Annotated in this window: 15 protein-coding genes; 7 read left to right on the top strand and 8 right to left on the bottom strand. The window is 69.6% G+C overall.

Annotated features, from left to right (window positions below; genetic code table 11):
* Positions 1–2: 2 nt before the first annotated feature.
* Positions 3–1298, bottom strand: coding sequence for an MFS transporter (locus AB0K21_RS40210; RefSeq protein ID WP_343962382.1), 1296 nt, complete (start codon positions 1296–1298; stop codon positions 3–5).
* Positions 1299–1438: 140 nt separating this feature from the next.
* Complete coding sequence (locus AB0K21_RS40205) at positions 1439–1600, bottom strand: hypothetical protein (protein WP_343962384.1); 162 nt, start codon at positions 1598–1600, stop codon at positions 1439–1441.
* A 419-nt stretch (positions 1601–2019) separates the two neighbouring features.
* Between AB0K21_RS40205 and AB0K21_RS40200 the strand changes: the two genes are divergently transcribed.
* Positions 2020–2265 carry a hypothetical protein gene (locus AB0K21_RS40200; RefSeq protein ID WP_343962387.1) on the top strand — a complete coding sequence of 82 codons (246 nt, stop codon included), beginning with the start codon at positions 2020–2022 and terminating at the stop codon, positions 2263–2265.
* Between the two features lie 126 nt (positions 2266–2391).
* The gene (locus AB0K21_RS40195; RefSeq protein WP_343962389.1) at positions 2392–3210 is read left to right on the top strand and encodes an SAM-dependent methyltransferase; all 819 of its coding nucleotides are present in this window, start codon (positions 2392–2394) and stop codon (positions 3208–3210) included.
* A 137-nt stretch (positions 3211–3347) separates the two neighbouring features.
* Here the strand turns inward: AB0K21_RS40195 and AB0K21_RS40190 are convergent, their stop codons facing one another.
* A complete protein-coding gene (locus AB0K21_RS40190) occupies positions 3348–4127 on the bottom strand; it encodes a (2Fe-2S)-binding protein (RefSeq protein WP_343962391.1) in 780 nt (259 codons plus the stop codon).
* Positions 4128–4536: 409 nt separating this feature from the next.
* Between AB0K21_RS40190 and AB0K21_RS40185 the strand changes: the two genes are divergently transcribed.
* From AB0K21_RS40185 to AB0K21_RS40170, 4 genes are all read left to right on the top strand, one after another.
* Entirely contained in the window at positions 4537–5595 is a 1059-nt protein-coding gene (locus tag AB0K21_RS40185) for a DUF559 domain-containing protein (protein WP_343962393.1), read from the top strand.
* Positions 5579–6157: a hypothetical protein gene (locus AB0K21_RS40180; RefSeq protein ID WP_343962395.1), complete on the top strand. Its 579-nt coding sequence runs from the start codon at positions 5579–5581 to the stop codon at positions 6155–6157. Before AB0K21_RS40185 ends, AB0K21_RS40180 begins: the two co-directional genes overlap by 17 nt.
* Positions 6154–9249, top strand: coding sequence for a DUF87 domain-containing protein (locus AB0K21_RS40175; RefSeq protein ID WP_343962397.1), 3096 nt, complete (start codon positions 6154–6156; stop codon positions 9247–9249). Before AB0K21_RS40180 ends, AB0K21_RS40175 begins: the two co-directional genes overlap by 4 nt.
* Positions 9250–9496: 247 nt before the next feature.
* Complete coding sequence (locus AB0K21_RS40170; RefSeq protein WP_343962399.1) at positions 9497–10435, top strand: hypothetical protein; 939 nt, start codon at positions 9497–9499, stop codon at positions 10433–10435.
* Between the two features lie 136 nt (positions 10436–10571).
* On the opposite strand, the gene AB0K21_RS40165 is transcribed toward AB0K21_RS40170, so the two are convergent.
* Both AB0K21_RS40165 and AB0K21_RS40160 read right to left on the bottom strand, forming a co-directional pair.
* The gene (locus AB0K21_RS40165) at positions 10572–10799 is read right to left on the bottom strand and encodes a hypothetical protein (RefSeq protein WP_343962401.1); all 228 of its coding nucleotides are present in this window, start codon (positions 10797–10799) and stop codon (positions 10572–10574) included.
* A gap of 199 nt (positions 10800–10998) precedes the next feature.
* A complete protein-coding gene (locus AB0K21_RS40160; RefSeq protein WP_343962403.1) occupies positions 10999–11535 on the bottom strand; it encodes an NUDIX hydrolase family protein in 537 nt (178 codons plus the stop codon).
* A gap of 293 nt (positions 11536–11828) precedes the next feature.
* Here AB0K21_RS40160 and AB0K21_RS40155 point away from each other — a divergent pair, with 293 nt between their 5' ends.
* Positions 11829–12518: a hypothetical protein gene (locus tag AB0K21_RS40155; protein ID WP_343962405.1), complete on the top strand. Its 690-nt coding sequence runs from the start codon at positions 11829–11831 to the stop codon at positions 12516–12518.
* Positions 12519–12595: 77 nt separating this feature from the next.
* Here the strand turns inward: AB0K21_RS40155 and AB0K21_RS40150 are convergent, their stop codons facing one another.
* The 3 genes from AB0K21_RS40150 to AB0K21_RS40140 are packed head-to-tail and all read right to left on the bottom strand — an operon-like array spanning position 12596 to position 16286.
* Complete coding sequence (locus tag AB0K21_RS40150; protein ID WP_343962407.1) at positions 12596–12922, bottom strand: hypothetical protein; 327 nt, start codon at positions 12920–12922, stop codon at positions 12596–12598.
* Positions 12922–13911 carry an alpha/beta hydrolase gene (locus AB0K21_RS40145; RefSeq protein ID WP_343962409.1) on the bottom strand — a complete coding sequence of 330 codons (990 nt, stop codon included), beginning with the start codon at positions 13909–13911 and terminating at the stop codon, positions 12922–12924. The genes AB0K21_RS40150 and AB0K21_RS40145 overlap by 1 nt, the downstream gene beginning before the upstream one ends.
* Positions 13908–16286 (bottom strand): CoA transferase, encoded by a 2379-nt coding sequence (locus AB0K21_RS40140; RefSeq protein WP_343962411.1) that lies wholly within the window; start codon positions 16284–16286, stop codon positions 13908–13910. Before AB0K21_RS40140 ends, AB0K21_RS40145 begins: the two co-directional genes overlap by 4 nt.
* Between the last annotated feature and the right edge of the window lie 62 nt (positions 16287–16348).

Below are 16348 nucleotides of genomic sequence, written 5' to 3'. Positions count from 1 at the left end.
CTTCAGCCGTCATGCGAGTCGCGCCCCTGTGCCACCTCGATCGCCTCGGCGGGAGCCGCTTCGGCGGAGATCCCGTTCACCGACGGAGGAAGGAACCGCTCCAGCCGGATCGTCTGGGCGGCCACCAGGACGAGCAGTCCCACCAGCACCATGAAGAGCGCCGAACCGTAGCCGGCGCCGAGCGCCATACCGGCCAATCCGGGGCCGATGACGTAACCACTGGTCCAAGCGAGGGTGTACGCCCCGTTGTACCGCCCCCGGTTCGAGTCGTCGGCGAGATCGTTGATGATCGGCGGGATGGTCGGGGCGAGACAGGCCTCTCCGACGGCGAACAGCATCAGCGCGATCGTGAATCCGGTCAGGGCGATCCCGCCGCCTCCCAGCAGTGGGGTGACCAGTACCGTCACCCACGCCCCGGCCATCAGTACGGCACAGAGCGCGAACCCGCGAGTCCGGCGCCGACCGGTCATGAGACGGAGTACGAAGAGCTGGGCGACCACGACCATGCATGCCTGCACGATGAAGGTGAAGCGCAGGGCTCCGGCGTCGAGCCCGCCGACCTCGGTGGCGTAGATCGGATAGGCGGTGTAGAAGGCCACGAACCCGCACACGACCACGGCTACAACCAGAACCCAGATTCTCCGCAGTATCGGGTTCGAAACCACCTCGCGATACCCGCCCGCGACGGCGGTGATCGGCGTTTTCTGGATCTGTGGAGGATTATCCGTGAACCGGGCGATCAGTACGGCGAAGATCAGGAACGTCGCCGCGTCCAACAGGTAGAGGATCACGAAGCTCTGCAACGACGAGAAGCTCACCACGAACGCTGCCACCAGCCCTCCGACGCTGGCGCCGACGTTGATGGCGGCCTGCCGGACCGCGAAGACCTGTGCCCGCAGCTCCGCGGGCACCGAGCCGCCGAGAAGCGACTGGAAGGCCGGTGCCGTGATCGCGATGCCGAGCCCGTACACCCCGGCCGCGAGAAATCCCTGCCAGGCCGACTGGATGACCGCCAGACCCGCGGTTCCCGCGGCGACGATGACAAGGCCCGCCACGCTGGTCTGCCTCGCGCCGAAGCGATCCGCGAGCAGACCGCCGAGAGGGTTTCCGATGAGTCCCGCGGCCGCGATCATCGAGAAGATCGGCCCTGCCACGGCAAGGTCGATATCCCGCATGCGGTGTAGGTAGATGAGGAAGAAGGGCAGTGTCATCCCCGTGCCGAGCGCGGACACGGCATCGCCGCTGAGAATGAGCCAGGTCTGCCGTGGAAGACGTGGCAGCAATCCGCGCACCGGCATCCGTTTCACCTATCTTGCTTGTCGCCTGTGGTGGTCCGTGGATTCAGAAGGACCGTTCAACGTCGTAGATGATGTCTTTGAACCCGCTGTTCCTCGCCGGAACGTTTCCGGCGAGGAACAGCAGTCGATGATCGGCTGTTCTAGAGGACGGTCTCGCTGTGGTTGAGGGTCATGCCGTCTGCGAGGACGATCTCGCTGTGGTTGAGGGTCATGCCGTCCGCGAGGACGATCTCGCTGTGGTTGACGGTCATGCCGTCCGCGAGGGCGAACTTGCTGTGGTTGGTGGACAGACCGCGCGCCATTGGGATTCTCCTCAGGGAGGGGCCCCGCCCCAGTGTGCAGGGCCAGATGGTTTGACCCCGTCAGGTTGACCGACGCTCCTTGGCGGAGACTTGGCGTCCTGCGTACCGCCGCCTTGGCTCACAGCTTCCGAGGGCGACCGACGGGCCGGGACCTCGCTCGCTCATGCCGGGCACCAAGCTTCTGCCAAGTGCGATCGGTCCAATGAGGCCGGGCCCCGAGGGGAATCCGGCGAGATACCCGGATGACGGGATGCCCGCCGTCGACGATTGCCACTCCTCACCGGGATGAGCGGTCTCGCACTGGAGCGGGCGGCCGGGCCGAATGTGAATCGACCAGAGTCTTGATCATCGGCGTGGTTCTCTTTGCCTTTTATCAGGCAATATCACCAACGTACCGTTTACACCTTCTGAGGGATCAAATGTCCATTTTCCGTTATCTCGTCGCCGCTGTTCTCGCCGTTTCGACGGTGGCGCTCGCCGCGCCGGTCGCCTACGCCGACCCTGAGCCCCTGCCTCCCTGGTCCCCCCTGTCGGAGGACTACGAGCCCTCGGGCACGCTGACGGTCAGGAACGGTGACCGCACGGAGACCTGGACCTGGGTGCCCGGTCACCAGAGCTACCGGAGCACCGAGAGCAACTCCGGTTCGGTGCGTCGGAACAGGTAGAGCCGGGGATGCCGGAGTGCGCGCGGGGGTGCTCCCTCCAGTGGCGGTCACGTATGGTTTGTCAGCAAAGATCCACGATCTTGCGGATTTCCCATATCCTTTCCGGAGGCGAGAAAGGGTGAGGGTATGGCTGAGCAAGAGGCTGTTCCGGCGGGTATCGACCCGAATATTCCAAGTGTTGCTCGAATGTACGATTACTACCTCGGAGGGAAGGACAACTTCGCCTCCGATCGGGCGGCCGCGGAACAGTTCATGCAGGTGGTGCCCGGCATCCGCGAGATAACCCGGGCGAACCGGCTGTTCCTCTCGCGAGTCGTCGAACTGCTCACGGGCCAGGGCGTGCGGCAGTTCCTCGACATCGGGTCGGGGCTGCCGACGCAGGACAACGTGCACCAGGTCGCCCATCGCATCGCGCCCGACACCCGGGTGGTCTATGTCGACAACGACCCCATCGTCCTGGCGCACGGCCGAGCGCTCCTGGCGGACAACAACCTCACCTCTGTCGTCCAGGGCGACATGCGGGAACCCGAGAAGCTCCTGACGGACCCGCAGATCACAGACGCCATCGACTTCACCCAGCCCGTCGCCGTGCTGCTGATCTCGATGCTGCACTTCATCCCCGACGACGCACTGGTCACCCGCATCATCACCGCGATCCGCGAACGGCTCGTCCCGGGTAGCTATCTGATCGTCACGCACGCCTTCGAGGCCGAGGTCAGCGCCGAGGTGCACGAGGCCGGGCAGCAGGTCTACCGCTCGACCAGCGCGGGGGCTCTCACCTCGCGCGGCCCGAAACAGCTGGCCGAGCTGCTGAACGGAATGGATCTGCTGGAGCCGGGGATCGTCCCGGTCGAGGCGTGGCGTTCCGAGTACAACGAGTACGGAGAGAAGATCACCGTCGACTTCAGCAAGCCCGGCATCCTCGGCGTCGTCGGACGTAGTTGACCGCCTCCATCGGCTCCGGCAGGGTCCCCGGGATCTCGGGCCGGAGGCGACGGGAAGGTTCCCCGGTGACGGCGTACTCGACCCGGTCTGTACTCGGCGGAGCCGAGAATCGGTTGTGGCGAGCAGAACGAAGAGCGTCAGTCAGAGCGGCGGGTCTGTGGGCGGCGGGGTGGTAGCAGGGCGCAGTCACCGCACATGCCGCCGCCGGGCAGGCGGTAGTACAGGCAGCAGCTGCGACGGACGAAGCAGGGACGGCCGGGTACGGGCTCGGTCGGTTCGCCCGTGCCGCGCAGGAGATCCCGGTCCAGCAGTTCGCGGCCCAGCCGCACGGCCTTCGCGGTGAGGTCGGGCCGTCGACGGGTGACGGCGCCGACGGTTCCGACCAGTGCGGAGGCCGCATTGCCCCACAACAGCCCCGGCGCGATCTTCACGATCCGCCGGACTGCCGCGGCGAGCGGTTCCAGCGTCTCGGTCATGATGGCGCGGTAGACCGGTTCGGCGATCCGCGCGGGGTCGCGGATGCCCCAGCCGGACAGCCGGGTGGCCCGCAGCGGCAGCGGGTCGGGGGCCGGCCGCCAGTACAGGTGCCCGGGGGCCAGGTCGATGAGCAGGTCGTGCGCGACCACGGCACCGATGCACGGGGACCACAGACGGGCGGCCAGGCCCTGGAACAGGATCGAGGCGGCCACCCGGTGCTCGGCGGTGCCCAGCCGTCCGGCCATGTCGTGGATTCTCGCCTCCAGGACGCCCGGATCGGTCCACAGATCGGTGAACGGCCGCCATCCGGCCTCGGCCTCGGCCGCCTCGACCTCGAAGTAGCCGCCGATGGTGCGGACCTCGACGATCGCTCCGGCGACCGCGGCCGGAGCGGCGGGCAGCAGTCCGGGCGGAGCACCGCCACGTGAGTCACACGGCATGGCGATCGTCTTCCTCGTTCCGCCGTCACATTCGCTGCCATGGTCGCATGACCCGCGCGGTCCTTCACGGGCCTGCCCATCGCGGGCCGGCGTACCGGAGTTGGGAATGGGCGGGTGATAAGTGTGGGGCGGGGCTGAGCTCCGGGGTGTGGCAGAGCAGGTCACAGTGGACGCGAAGGTGTCGGCCGGCTGTATGCCTATCGAGTTGAGGGGCGAATCCGGTAGCGAAAGAGGTTCGGTCCCGAGATGTGCTCTGAACGGTTCGAATTTCGCTCGACTGGAATTCGTGCCTGTCGTGATGCGTATGACTTCAGAGGCAGTTGAGGATTTGCCGAAAACGCATACGCCGCCTCCTGCGCTCCCCTAGCCTCTGCTAGGTCGTACCATCCGCCCCTCAAAGGAAAACGGCATGGCACAGTCGTGGGCCGAGTTGCCGACGTGTCGTGTCGTGTGGGCGTGCGGGGTGAGTTCCGCAGTCGTCATGTCGCGGACCGGCGCGTTGCCCGAAGGTTCCCCCGCGATATTCAGCTACCTCGCGGGCGGGGGGCGGACCGTCGCGGAAACGGTCGCCGACGTACTTCATGAACTGGAAAGAAACGTCGTCGATCTTTTCCCGGCCTGGCTACCCGGTGCCGAGGGCATCGACGGTCCGGGGGGCGCGGCCGTGCCCGCCGTGCGCGAACTCGCAAGGCGGGCAGCGTCCGGTCATCGGCACCTCGCCCCTTTCCTGATGGATCTCGCCGCGCGGTCCCTGACAGGTGCGGTGCCCCGTGGTCACCCCGGCATGACCGAGGTGCGCGCCGCCGGGCTGGCCTTGGCGTTCGCCGCGAGTCTCGGTCGTCCCCGTACCTCGATACTGGTCCAAGTGCCGGAGGGGCTCTCCGCCGCCGAGGAGGAGACGCTGGTGGCGGCCGGTGAGTGGCTTGTCCAGCGCGGTGGGCTCGGTGTCTGGCTCACCGGGGCCGCGCTGGTCACCGTCGACCGGATCCAGACGGTGACCGTACGGTCCGAGCCGCTGCGACACGTCTCCGTTTCCTCGGCCACGGCGGGGCTTCCGCATCCGTTCAGCCCCGTGGAGTCCGCACTGGAGCGGGCGCTCAGCTCTCATGGGTGGGCCGCGGGGCGGGCCTGGAACCAGACCTACCAACCGCACCCGCTGGTCAACCCCATCCGGGTGGACCTGTGCTGGCCGGACGAGCGCTGCGTCGTCGAGCTCGACGGCCCGGAACATCGCCGCCCGGGCAGGCTCGCCGACGACCTGGCGCGGGACGCGCGGCTGGGAAGGGACGGTTACGCGGTCCTGCGCTTCACCAATGAACGCGTCATGGCCGACATGCCGGCTGTGCTCCGCGAGCTGAAGCAGTTTCTGCAAACCCACCGCACGCGCGAAGGACAGGGATATGCCGGGAACAGAACTCACACTCTCCGAGACAGCGGCGCTGGTGGTGTTGATGGTCGAGGTGAATGAGATCTCCAACCCCGATCTTAAGAAACGTTACGGCCTGACCCTTGACGGGAAATCGCGCCTGAAACTGAACGATCTCAAGCTCGTGCAGAGCCGGAAGGCAGGCCGGGCGTTCGTTCATCTCCTGACCGACCAGGGCTGGGCCAGGATGGCCGAGGAGATCCGATCCGGCATTCCCGTGCCCAGTGGCGCGGCCGGTGCGATGAACCGTGCACTGCTGTTCTGGCTGCGTGGTTTCCTGGCGAGGACCGGCCAGAGCCCGGCCGACATCTTTCCCGTCAAAGACGATCCGGTCGAGGCCGGGGACGTCACCGCGCGCATCCGCGCCGCCTACACCGAGCTGGCCGCCGAGCCCGGCGCCTCGGTCGGCCTGGCGCGGCTGCGACCGCTGCTCGGCGAGTTCACCAGAGCCGAGGTGGACGGTGCGCTCAAGGGGATGATCCACCTGCCGGGCGTGAGCATCATGCCCGAGCACAACCAGAAGACCCTCACCCCCGAGGCCAGGGCGGCGGCGGTGACCATCGGCGACCAGGACAAGCATCTGATCTCGATCGAGGCACGATGAACAGCCGCGAACTGAAAGCCCTTCAGGCGCTCAGGTTCAACTGGGCCGAGGGCCCGGAAGACGTGTGGAGCCCCTCGCCCTTCCACGTGGAGGGCCTGAACCCGAACGTGGAACGCGGCATTCTCGGCGGGATCGTCGACGTGGCCGCCGGGAGCGCCACCAGCCCGATCGGTCTGGTCCTGCGCGGTCAGCGAGGCTCGGGCAAGACCCACCTGCTCGGCTGGACCAGGGAAAGGATCCAGCGGGAGAACGGCTACTTCTTCCTGGTCAGCCTGCTGGACGCGCGGACCTTCTGGGAGAGCACGCTGATCTCCATGCTCGACGGCCTGCTGCGGGACGGCAGCGAGGGGGAGAGCCAGGTCAAGATCCTGCTCCGGCGGCTGGCGGAACTGGCCGACGTGCCGCGCTGGGCGCAACGCGAGGTGATCGGGAACCGTCTGGTGACGCGCGAGGGGCTCGACGCCTTCGCGGCCGGTTTACGTAAGTTCGATGTCCAGGTCGGTAAGGGGGCCAAGGACAGCCTGCGCGCGCTCGTGCTCTATGCCAGTGCCGACCACGGCATGCAGGACATCGGCGACGGGTTTCTCTCCGCGCTGCCCGAGGAGGAGCCGGGCGAGCGCGCGGCCTGGGGAATCCGGCAGTTCCCGAAGACGCCACAGGAGATCGTCAAGGACCTCTCCCGCCTCCTGGCGCTGACCGGGCCGTCCGTCGTCGCCGTCGACCAGATCGATGTGCTCGTGGCGCAGTCTCCGGTCAGCGGTGAGGGAACGGCAGTACACGACTGGCACGACCTGATCGTGGTCGACCAGGTGGCCGGTGGCCTGATGGCGCTGCGCGAGGTCACCCGCAGGACCCTGACGATCGTCTCCTGCCTGCAACAGACCTGGACCCTCATCGAGAAGTTCGCCACCGCCACCGCGCGCGACCGGTTCCGGCCGATGCCCGACCTGCAACCGCTCCCCGACGCCGAGGCCGCTCGCGCCCTGGTCGAGAAGCGGTTCACCACCCGGTTCGCCGAACTCGGCTACGAGCCGCCCTACTCGACCTGGCCGGTACGGGAGGCCGTGTTCGGCGATGCCGACGAGTTCACCCCGCGACAGCTCCTGATGAGGATCGACGCGCACATCGAGGCATGCCTGAACGACGGAGAGGTGCGGGAACTGGAGCGCCTCGGCCAGACTGCCGATTCGCATCGGGCATCTGCCCCCGATGACCGCCTCAGCGCCATCGACTCCCGCTTCGCCGAACTCCGGCAGAAGGCGCGCGTGACCGACGCCCTGGACGCCACCGTCGAGGACGCCGTGATGCCCGCCCTGCTGGCGGCGGGGCTGTCGGCCTGGATCGACGGGCTCGGCGGGGCGGGACGTGAGTTCAGCGTCGACCCGCCACCCGGTAGGAAGCCTCCGCTGCACGCCCGGCTGCGGCACACCTTGGACGAGGAGACCGAGGACGAGGCGCACTGGGCGTTCCGCGCCATCGCCGCCACGAATGCGATCGCCGCGCTGAGTCGCCTGCGGACCGCCTCGGTGGCGGCCGGACTGAACACCGAGGTCCCCAGGCGGAAGCTGTTCGTCCTGCGTACGATCCCCTGGGCGAAGGGACCCCGAACGATCGAGGCCGTGACCGCGTTCGAGCGGGCGGGGGGCAGGGTGCTTGCGGTGAGCGAGGAGGATCTCGGCGTCTTGGCCGCGCTGCGTGAACTGTACGCGGAGAACCCGCCGAACCTGCGGGCCTGGCTCGCCGCGCGGCGGCCGGCGGGCGAGGTCGCGCTGTTGCGCGAGGCCCTTGGTGACACCGGCACCGAACCTGTCGAGCAGCCGGCCGCCGACCCCGTGGACACCAAGGCGACCACGCCGTACATCCCCCTCGGCGACACCGTTCCCGGCGGGCGAACCGTCGGGATCGAATTGGAGGCGCTGCGGAAGCACGCCGTGATCTTCGCTGGAACCGGGTCGGGGAAGACGGTCCTCATTCGCCGCCTGGTCGAGGAATGCGCGCTCCAGGGAGTCTCGGCGATCGTGCTCGACCCCAACAACGACCTGGCACGGCTCGGGGACGGCTGGCCGGAACAGCCCTCGGGGTGGGGGCCCGGTGATCGGGAGAAGGCCGCCGCCTACCTGGCCGCCACCGATGTCGTCATCTGGACACCCCGCCGGGTAGCCGGACGGCCGCTCAGTTTCCAGCCGCTGCCCGATTTCACGGGCCTCGCCGCGGACCCCGACGAGTTCGGCGCGGCGGTGGACGCCGCCGTCGCCTCGCTCGTGCCGCGTGCCAAACTCGACTCCAAGATGGTCAAGGCCCAGCGCGGGCAGGCCGTGCTCCGGGAGGTCGTCGCGCACTACGGGCGCGCGGGCGGACAGGGGCTGCCGGGTCTCATCGGGCTACTGGCCGCTCTGCCGGACGGGGTGAGCGGGCTCGACAAGGCCGAGCAGATCGCCGCCGACCTGGCGCAGACCCTGAAGGCGGCGATGGTCATCGACCCTCTGTTCGCCGGTACCGGAACTCCTGCGGATCCCGGTGTCCTGCTCACTCCACCACCGGGCAAACGGGCACGGGTCTCGGTGATCAGCTTTGTCGGCCTGCTCTCGGACGAGCAGCGCCAGAGCTTCGTCAACCAGTTGCAGATGGCGCTGTTCGCCTGGATCAGGAGGCATCCGGCCGGTGACCGCCCGCTGGGTGGCCTGTTCGTGATGGACGAGGCGCAGACCTTCGCGCCGTCCGGTGCGATGACCGCCTGCACGCAGAGCACGCTGATGCTGGCCGCCCAGGCGCGCAAGTACGGCCTCGGCCTGGTGTTCGCCACCCAGGCGCCCAAGGGGCTGCACAACATGATCCCGGGAAACGCGGCGACCCAGTTCTTCGGCCTGCTCAACGCTCCCGCCCAGATCGAGGCGGCCAAGGAGGTGGCCCGCGCCAAGGGCGGCCGGGTCGACGACGTCTCCCGGTTGACGGCCGGTCAGTTCTACCTGGCCGCCGAGGGGACCGCTTTCACCAAGGTACGGGTGCCGCTCTGCCTGACCCACCACCCCAAGGCTCCCCTGACGGCGGAGGAGGTCGTCAGCAGGGCGAGTATCCAAAGTCCCCAGGTGTGATGACCATGAACGTCGGCGGCGGCGACACGGCCGAATGATCTTTAAATGACCGGGGGTCTCACGGCGTGGTGCGAGTCGACCGGGATTCACCGGACGCGCCCCGACTCGCTCATGCCGTGACCGGCGACGCCGCACCCCGAGGACGAAACAAGTTCAATGATCCACAACCGGGTCGCAAGTCCTCGTCGTTACCGTGATCGCCGGTCACATCCTGTTGACGGGCAAGGAGAAAATCAAGGTGGCAGCGGTGAATCACGTGCTTCGGACCGCTCGGCGGCGGATGAACACCTACCTGCGCGAGGGATCGGACACGTTGAACCTGTCGGGTCTCGGCCTGGTCCAGGTGCCCGAGGAGGTGGCCGAGCTTCCCGGTCTGCGGGTGCTGTGCCTGGAATCCAACTGGTTGACCGAGATTCCCCGGTTCCTGACCGACCTGCCCACGCTGACCGAGCTCGACCTCGGGCACAACCGTACGCTGACCGCCCTGCCCGAGTGGATCGGCGAGCTGACCGGACTGGTCCGCCTCGATGTCGGGGTGACCGGACTGCGCCGCCTTCCCGACTCGATGCGCGAGCTCACCGGCCTCACGGAACTCGACCTGAACAACCTCCATGACCTGGAGGTGCCCGAGTGGATCGGCGACCTCACCCGGCTCGCCAGGCTCAGTATGTGGTACGCCGGGCCGGACTGCTTCCCGGCGTCGATGGCCCGTCTCACCGCCCTCACCCGGTTGGACCTGGCATACAGCCGGCCCGCCGACCTCTCTCCGTGGTTGGGCGAGCTGACCGCTCTGGAGCGTCTCGAGATGCAATCCGTCCCACTGACCGGCGGCCTGCCGGAGTCAGTCGGGAACCTCACCGCCCTCACCTCTCTCAGCCTGTGGAACACCAAGCTGAGAGAGCTGCCGGAGTCGATCGGCAGGCTCACCGCCCTCAGGTCCCTCAACCTGGGTGTGAACGAGCTGACCGCCCTTCCCGAGTCGATGCGGACCCTCACCGCCCTGACCAGTCTCGATCTGCGGAGAAACCGGCTGGCCGAGCTGCCGGAGTGGCTGGGTGAGCTGACCGCGCTCACCGAACTGCGCCTGGACGGCAACGACCCCAGGCCCCAGGTCCCGGCCTCGCTGCGAGCACTCGCGCGGACCAACCCGGAATGGCGCCGCTTCCTGGCCAGCCGCACCCGGTGAGCCTTGAGGAGGATGCCGCCCGGATCGGGGCGGCATCCCGTGAAGCCCTTGTCGATCCTCGCGATGAGAACCCATTAGAGGTCGAAGGCGCGTCGACTCAGGGGTACAGCGGACTTGAGGAGACGGGCGGCGGACCTCAGCCGGGAGTGCCCGGGGTGCTCGGCGGCGGCGGGGGCGGGGGCGGTGGGGGAGGCGGGGTGCCACCTCCACCGCCACCTAGGCCTCCGTGCTCTGGTTCGCCACAGTCGTGAATGGGGTTGCACACGGGGGGCATGGCGAAGGCGGAACCGGCGGTGAGCGCCTGCGCGCCGCCGAGTGCGAAGAACATCGCGATGACCGCGATGGCCTTGTGCTTTCTGTTCATGAGAGGTCCTCCTTTCGTCGTCGAGGATGATCGATGGTCTTTCGATCGGCTTGAAGACGTCTTGGAGGTGGCTGCAATCGGCTCGGGACCAGCGCATTCTGTACTGGAACGCCGCCGGGCGGGCATCGGCGGACCTGGTCCCACGAGGGCACAGTGGCCCGTTCTCCTCGCGCCGGCGGGGACTTCCGGCGGCGGAAGGTCAGGAGAGGCAGCCGACGTAGGCGAGGGCCTGCTTCAGCAGGGTGCCCTGGCCGCCGAGCATCTCCTGTTGCACCAGTGGTGACGAGGCCTCCTCGGGAGTGAACCAGACGAGGTCGAGGGCGTCCTGCCGGGGGCGGCAGTCACCCGCGACCGGGACGACGTAGGCGAGGGAGACCGCGTGCTGCCGGGGGTCGTGATAGGGCGTGACGCCCTGCGTCGGGAAGTACTCGGCGATGGTGAACGGCTGCGGAGAGGCGGGGATGTTGGGCAGCGCGGTCGGGCCGAGGTCCTTCTCCAGATGGCGGATGAGCGCGTCGCGGACCCGCTCGTGGTGCAGCACCCGGCCGGAGACGAGGGCGCGGCTGACCGTTCCGTCCGCTCCGATGCGCAGCAGCAGGCCGACACGCGTGACCGTTCCGGCCTCGTCGACTCGCACCGGCACGGCGTCGACGTAGAGGATCGGCATTCGTGCGCGGGTCGACTCCAGCTCGTCGGGAGAGAGCCAGCCGGGCGTGGTTTCGGTCATTTCGGTCATTGATCGATCGTACTTCGCGGCGGGCTCGGAAACGCGTTTCGCCCCTGGCGACCTGCCGAAAGTCGGGGCCGGGTGCGCGCCCGGGAGCCCGCGCACCCTGCCGCCGTACGCGAGCGGCTCGGCCCGATGCGCTCAGGACGGACCGGGCGCTCAGGACCGGCGGGGGCCGATCACGCTTCCGGCCGGTTGGGAACCCGCGGGATCGTCGGCGGGGTGGGCGGCCGAGGCGAACACCTCCGGGGGACGGGGCCGGACGTGCCGTCGGCGCCGCGCCCGCCACTAGACTTGATCCCGTGGACGACGAGCCCGAGGCAGAGATCGGTGCACCGCTCCCCGCCACCGCCTACACGGTTCTGGGCGTTCTGTCGGTCCTCGACGAGGAGCTGTCCGCCGCCGAGATCAAGGTCCGGTGCGACTACACGCTGCGCTGGTTCTACTGGTCCCCCGCCATCAGCCACATCCGCCGGGAGCTGCGGAGACTGGGGGACCTGGGGCTGGTGACCGAGCGCGAGGTGACGATCGGCAGGGTCAGGCGGAGCACCCTGTACCAGACCACGGAGCGCGGTGAGGAGGTGCTCCGGCAGTGGGTCTCCAGCCCGCCGGTCGACGAGCCGGTGATGCTGAAGAACCCCGCGCTGCTCCGGGTCTACCTCGGCAGGTTCACCGAGCCCTACGAGCTCGTCAAGGTCCTCGACGACCGGCTGGAGCAGCTGGAGGAGCAGATCAAGGACCTCGTCTGGGGCAAGAGGCGCAGCCACGAACTCGGCCTCGACGAGGAGGAGCGTGTCCAGTACGGGAGCGCGCTCGGCGACTACCTGCTGCGCGCCGCCCACTTCGAGTACGGCAACGTGCGCCAGTTGCGCGATCGCATCGCCGACTACGACCCCGACCATCCGGAGCTGAAGGTCACCCGCCCCAAGGGCCTGCTCCGGCGCCGCCTGCGTCAGCAGGACGCGCCGCCGGAGGACCTGCCCGACCAGTGACGTGGCGGATATGACGACGGGCACACCGGTATGACGCGCGACCGGAGGACGCGCCGGTGGACCGGTGCGGTGGACGGTCAGTTCTCCTCCGAGACCACCCCCAGGTACGTCCCGTAGACACCGAGCCGCTCGCCGTCACGCTCGATCTCTCCGAGCAGCCGGCTGCGCGGGGAGTTCTGGCCGCCCAGCGGGAGCACGCTGAACCGGACGTGGACGGGCCGGGAGGTCTCGGGGTCGGTGATGTCGACCCAGACCGCGACGGTGCCCTTCACCTCGTCCTGCTCGACCTTCGTCACGCGGTGCCGCGAGGTCAGTTCGAGAAAGGTGTGCTCGCCGGTCAGGTCGAACCGGACGGGTGCGCACAGCTCCCCCTGCCGCGGCGGAATGCACAGACTGATCGCCATCACTCGGCTCCTTCATCATCTTGGTCGCGCAGGAAACGGGTCACCGCGTCGGCGAGGCCGCGGGGGTTGCTGGTCTGGATGGTGTGCCCGGCGTCGGGAACCCGTTCCCAGCGGGCTCCGGGGATGAGCGCGGCGAGTTCCGCCGCCCCTTCGTCGCCGAACACCCGGCTGCGCTCGCCGCGCAGCACCAGGGTGGGGCAGGTGATCCGCGCGGCGGCCCGTCGCAACTCGTCCGGAGAGGCGATTCGCCCCATACTCGGCTGGAACTGCGTCGTGTCGTGCTTCCAGGTGAGCAGGCCGTCATCGGTCCAGGTCAGGTTCTGCGCCACCCCGGACGTGGCGGCCTCCCGGGTACGCGGCAGCACGCCGGAGAGGAAGGCGTCGGCCTCGTCGAGGTCGGCGAAGAGCGGGCGCCGGGAGATCAGCTCGTTGACGGACCGGCCCGCCGCGGCGTCGATGTCGGGGCCGACGTCGACCACGACCAGCCCGGCCAGCACCGCCGGGCGCCGGGCGGCCCAGACCAGAGCCGCCATGCCGCCCATCGAGTGCCCGACCAGGACGACCCGCCGGGCACCGAACCTCGCGGTCACCGTGTCGAGGTCCGCGGCGATGGCGTCGGTGCCGTACCCGCCCGGCCCCGCCCAGTCGCTCTCCCCGTGCCCGCGCAGGTCGAGCGCGACGCAGCGGCCGAGCCGCCGCAGCAGCAGCCCGACAGCGTCGAAGGAGTGCGCGTGCAACCCGCCCCCGTGCAGGAACAGCAGCAACGGTTCGGTGGCCGGGCCGGGCCACTCCAGGTAGTGCAGTCGCACCCCGTCGTCGGCCCGTACGACGCCCTCGGCGGGGAGCACCACGTCGGCGGGGTCGATCCCGGCGGCCGAGGCGAGCGTGGTGAGCCGTTTGAACTCGCTGGTGAAGGAGTGCATCCGCAGCGTGCGCACCGAGGGCCGCCGCCCGTGCGGGACGGCCGCCGTGCCGGTCGTCCCGCTCACAGGCCCGCCGGCCGGGTACCGATCACCTTCTCCTCGGCCAGGACCCGGATCTCGTCCTCGCTCATCCCGAGGATGCCGGTGAGGATCTCCTCGTTGTGCTGGCCCAGCAGGGGCGCCGGGGTGCGGAACCACGGCTCGGTGACACTGGCGAGGCGGAACGGCAGCCCGGCGGTCAGGAACTCCCCGGTCGTCGGATGTGCCGACGGCTCCCAGAACCCGCGGGCGGTGAGCTGCGCGTCGGTCAGCAGGTCGGCGGCGGGACTCACCCGCGCGGCGGCGACCCCGGCCGCCCGGAGCCGGTTCACCGCGTCGCCCACGTCGACGCGCGCGCTCCACGAGCCGATCGCCTCGTCCAGCTCGTCGCCGGCCGCCCGACGGCCCGGCTCGTGGGCCAGGTCGGCGCGGTCGGCCAGGTCGTCCCGGCCGAGGAGCCGGGCGAGCGCGGGCCACGCGTCGTCGCCGAGTACGGCCAGGGCCACCCACTCGTCGTCCCCGGCGCAGCGGTAGACCCCCTGCGGGCCGGCACCCGGGCCGCGGTTGCCGTCGCGCCGCGGTTCCCGGCCGTTGGCGCTCGCCTCCAGCAGCGCCTCGGCCGCGACGTTGAGCGCCGCCTCGACCATCGTCGACTCGACCTGCATGCCGGCTCCGGTGGTGTCGCGGACCTCGAACGCGGCGATCGAGGCGAACGCGGCGTGCAGGCCGGCGAGGGGGTCGCACACGCCGCGGGGGATCAGCGGCGGACCGTCGGCCGCGCCGGTCATCCACGCCATGCCGCTGGCCTGCTCCATCGTCTGGGCGAAGCCCACCCGGTCGCGCCACGGCCCGTCGAGGCCGAAGGCGGGCATCCGGATCATCGTGGCGCGCGGGTTGGCCGCCCTGACCGCGTCCCACTCCAGCCCGAGGTTTCCCATCACCCGGGGGGAGAAGTTCTCGATGACCATGTCGGCGGTGGAGATCAGGCGCAACGCCACCTCGCGGGCCTGGGGCAGGCTCAGCTCCAGGGTGAGGTCGAGCTTGTCGCTGTTGTTGCAGAGGAAGAACAGGCCCCACTCCCACCACTGGTCGACGGTCGGGGGACGGCCGCCGGAGAAACGCATCCCGTCGGGGCGGCGCAGCCCCTCGACCTTGATGACCTCGGCACCCAGCGCGGCGAGGGTCTGGGTGGCCGAGGGACCGGCCCAGAAGGCGGTGAAGTCCACGACCCGCAGCCCCGCGAGCGGACGGGCCGACGCGTCGGCCGCGTTCTCGGCCGCCGGGGCGCGGTCCCGGGCCGGCCAGCTCACCTGGCCGTCGTGCGCGCCGGGGGCCGGCACCTCGCCGGGGCCGACGGTGTCGAACGCGCCGCTGCGGTAGGGAACCCGTGGCTGCAGGCTGCCGCTCGCGTTCTTGACGAAGACGCCGCGCTCGCGGAAGTGGTCGATCTCGGTGATCGTGGTCGGGGTGCCGATGGGCGCGACGGGGATGCGCAGCGCGGAGGCGAACTCCACGATCTCGGCCGTGGTACGGGTGGCGGCCCAGCTCGCCACCATCTCGGCGAACTCCTCCCGCCGCCGCAGGCGGCCGGCGAATGAGGCCAGGTCGGCGTCCTCGACCAGGTCGGCCCGGTCGATCAGCACCAGGAAGTCGGCGAACTGCTGGGCGGTGATGGTGCAGAACCCGACCAGGCCGTCGGCGGTGGGGACGATCGAGGGCAGTTCGAGGTTCCTCGGCGGCAGGCCCTGGCCCCCGTCGGGGAGGCCGGCCGCTACCGCGGACAGGCCGCCCATCGTGATGACCATGGCCTCGAACGTCGACACGTCGACGACGTCGCCCTGTCCGGTCCGCCTGCTCCGGCGCAGCGCGGCGGCGGCGGCGACGGCGGCGTAGGAGCCGGCCACCCACTCACCGATCCGCCCTCCGGCCTGCAGCGGCATCTCACCGGGCCAGCCTCGGCCGCCGATGGACCCGCACATCGCCTGCAGTACGAACTCGTTGACCGGCAGGCCGGCCTCGGCGTAGGGCCCGTCGAGACCGAAGGGGGTGATCGAGACGACCACCGTCGTGGAGCCGGGGGGCAGCAGCCGGCGTACCGCGTCGACGTCCCAGCCCGCCGACCCGTCGGTGACGACGAGATCGACGTCGGAGAACAGTTCCGTGGTGCCGGACAGCACGGACTTCTTGCCCGCGTTGAGGTAGCCGAACAGCGCGCCGCTCTCGCCGTCGGCGGCGGGCCGGAAGCCCGACACGCTCCACCGGCGCATCGGATCACCTTCCGGTGGCTCGATCTTGACCACCTCGGCGCCGGCGTCGGCGAACATCTTTCCGCAGTAGGAGGCGGCGATGCCCGCCGAGATCTCCAGGACTCTGAGTTCGGCGTAGGGGGTGCGCTGCGTCATCTCTACCTCGCGTGGTGAAGTCGGGGGGATACGGCGCCCGCCCGCGGGAGGAGGCGGGCGGG

It is taken from the genome of Streptosporangium sp. NPDC049248, from assembly GCF_040678965.1.
GTDB lineage: Bacteria > Actinomycetota > Actinomycetes > Streptosporangiales > Streptosporangiaceae > Streptosporangium > Streptosporangium fukuiense.
The sequence above is the reverse complement of the archived record's forward strand: the minus strand, read 5'-3'. Positions and strand labels throughout refer to the sequence as shown.

Excerpts from the sequence above, each read along its gene's own strand:
- AB0K21_RS40210 (WP_343962382.1), bottom strand. The coding sequence starts at position 1,298 with ATGCCGGTGCGCGGATTGCTGCCACGTCTTCCACGGCAGACCTGGCTC.
- AB0K21_RS40205 (WP_343962384.1), bottom strand. The coding sequence starts at position 1,600 with ATGGCGCGCGGTCTGTCCACCAACCACAGCAAGTTCGCCCTCGCGGAC.
- AB0K21_RS40200 (WP_343962387.1), top strand. The coding sequence starts at position 2,020 with ATGTCCATTTTCCGTTATCTCGTCGCCGCTGTTCTCGCCGTTTCGACG.
- AB0K21_RS40195 (WP_343962389.1), top strand. The coding sequence starts at position 2,392 with ATGGCTGAGCAAGAGGCTGTTCCGGCGGGTATCGACCCGAATATTCCA.
- AB0K21_RS40190 (WP_343962391.1), bottom strand. The coding sequence starts at position 4,127 with ATGCCGTGTGACTCACGTGGCGGTGCTCCGCCCGGACTGCTGCCCGCC.
- AB0K21_RS40185 (WP_343962393.1), top strand. The coding sequence starts at position 4,537 with ATGGCACAGTCGTGGGCCGAGTTGCCGACGTGTCGTGTCGTGTGGGCG.
- AB0K21_RS40180 (WP_343962395.1), top strand. The coding sequence starts at position 5,579 with ATGGTCGAGGTGAATGAGATCTCCAACCCCGATCTTAAGAAACGTTAC.
- AB0K21_RS40175 (WP_343962397.1), top strand. The coding sequence starts at position 6,154 with ATGAACAGCCGCGAACTGAAAGCCCTTCAGGCGCTCAGGTTCAACTGG.
- AB0K21_RS40165 (WP_343962401.1), bottom strand. The coding sequence starts at position 10,799 with ATGAACAGAAAGCACAAGGCCATCGCGGTCATCGCGATGTTCTTCGCA.
- AB0K21_RS40160 (WP_343962403.1), bottom strand. The coding sequence starts at position 11,535 with ATGACCGAAATGACCGAAACCACGCCCGGCTGGCTCTCTCCCGACGAG.
- AB0K21_RS40150 (WP_343962407.1), bottom strand. The coding sequence starts at position 12,922 with ATGGCGATCAGTCTGTGCATTCCGCCGCGGCAGGGGGAGCTGTGCGCA.
- AB0K21_RS40140 (WP_343962411.1), bottom strand. The coding sequence starts at position 16,286 with ATGACGCAGCGCACCCCCTACGCCGAACTCAGAGTCCTGGAGATCTCG.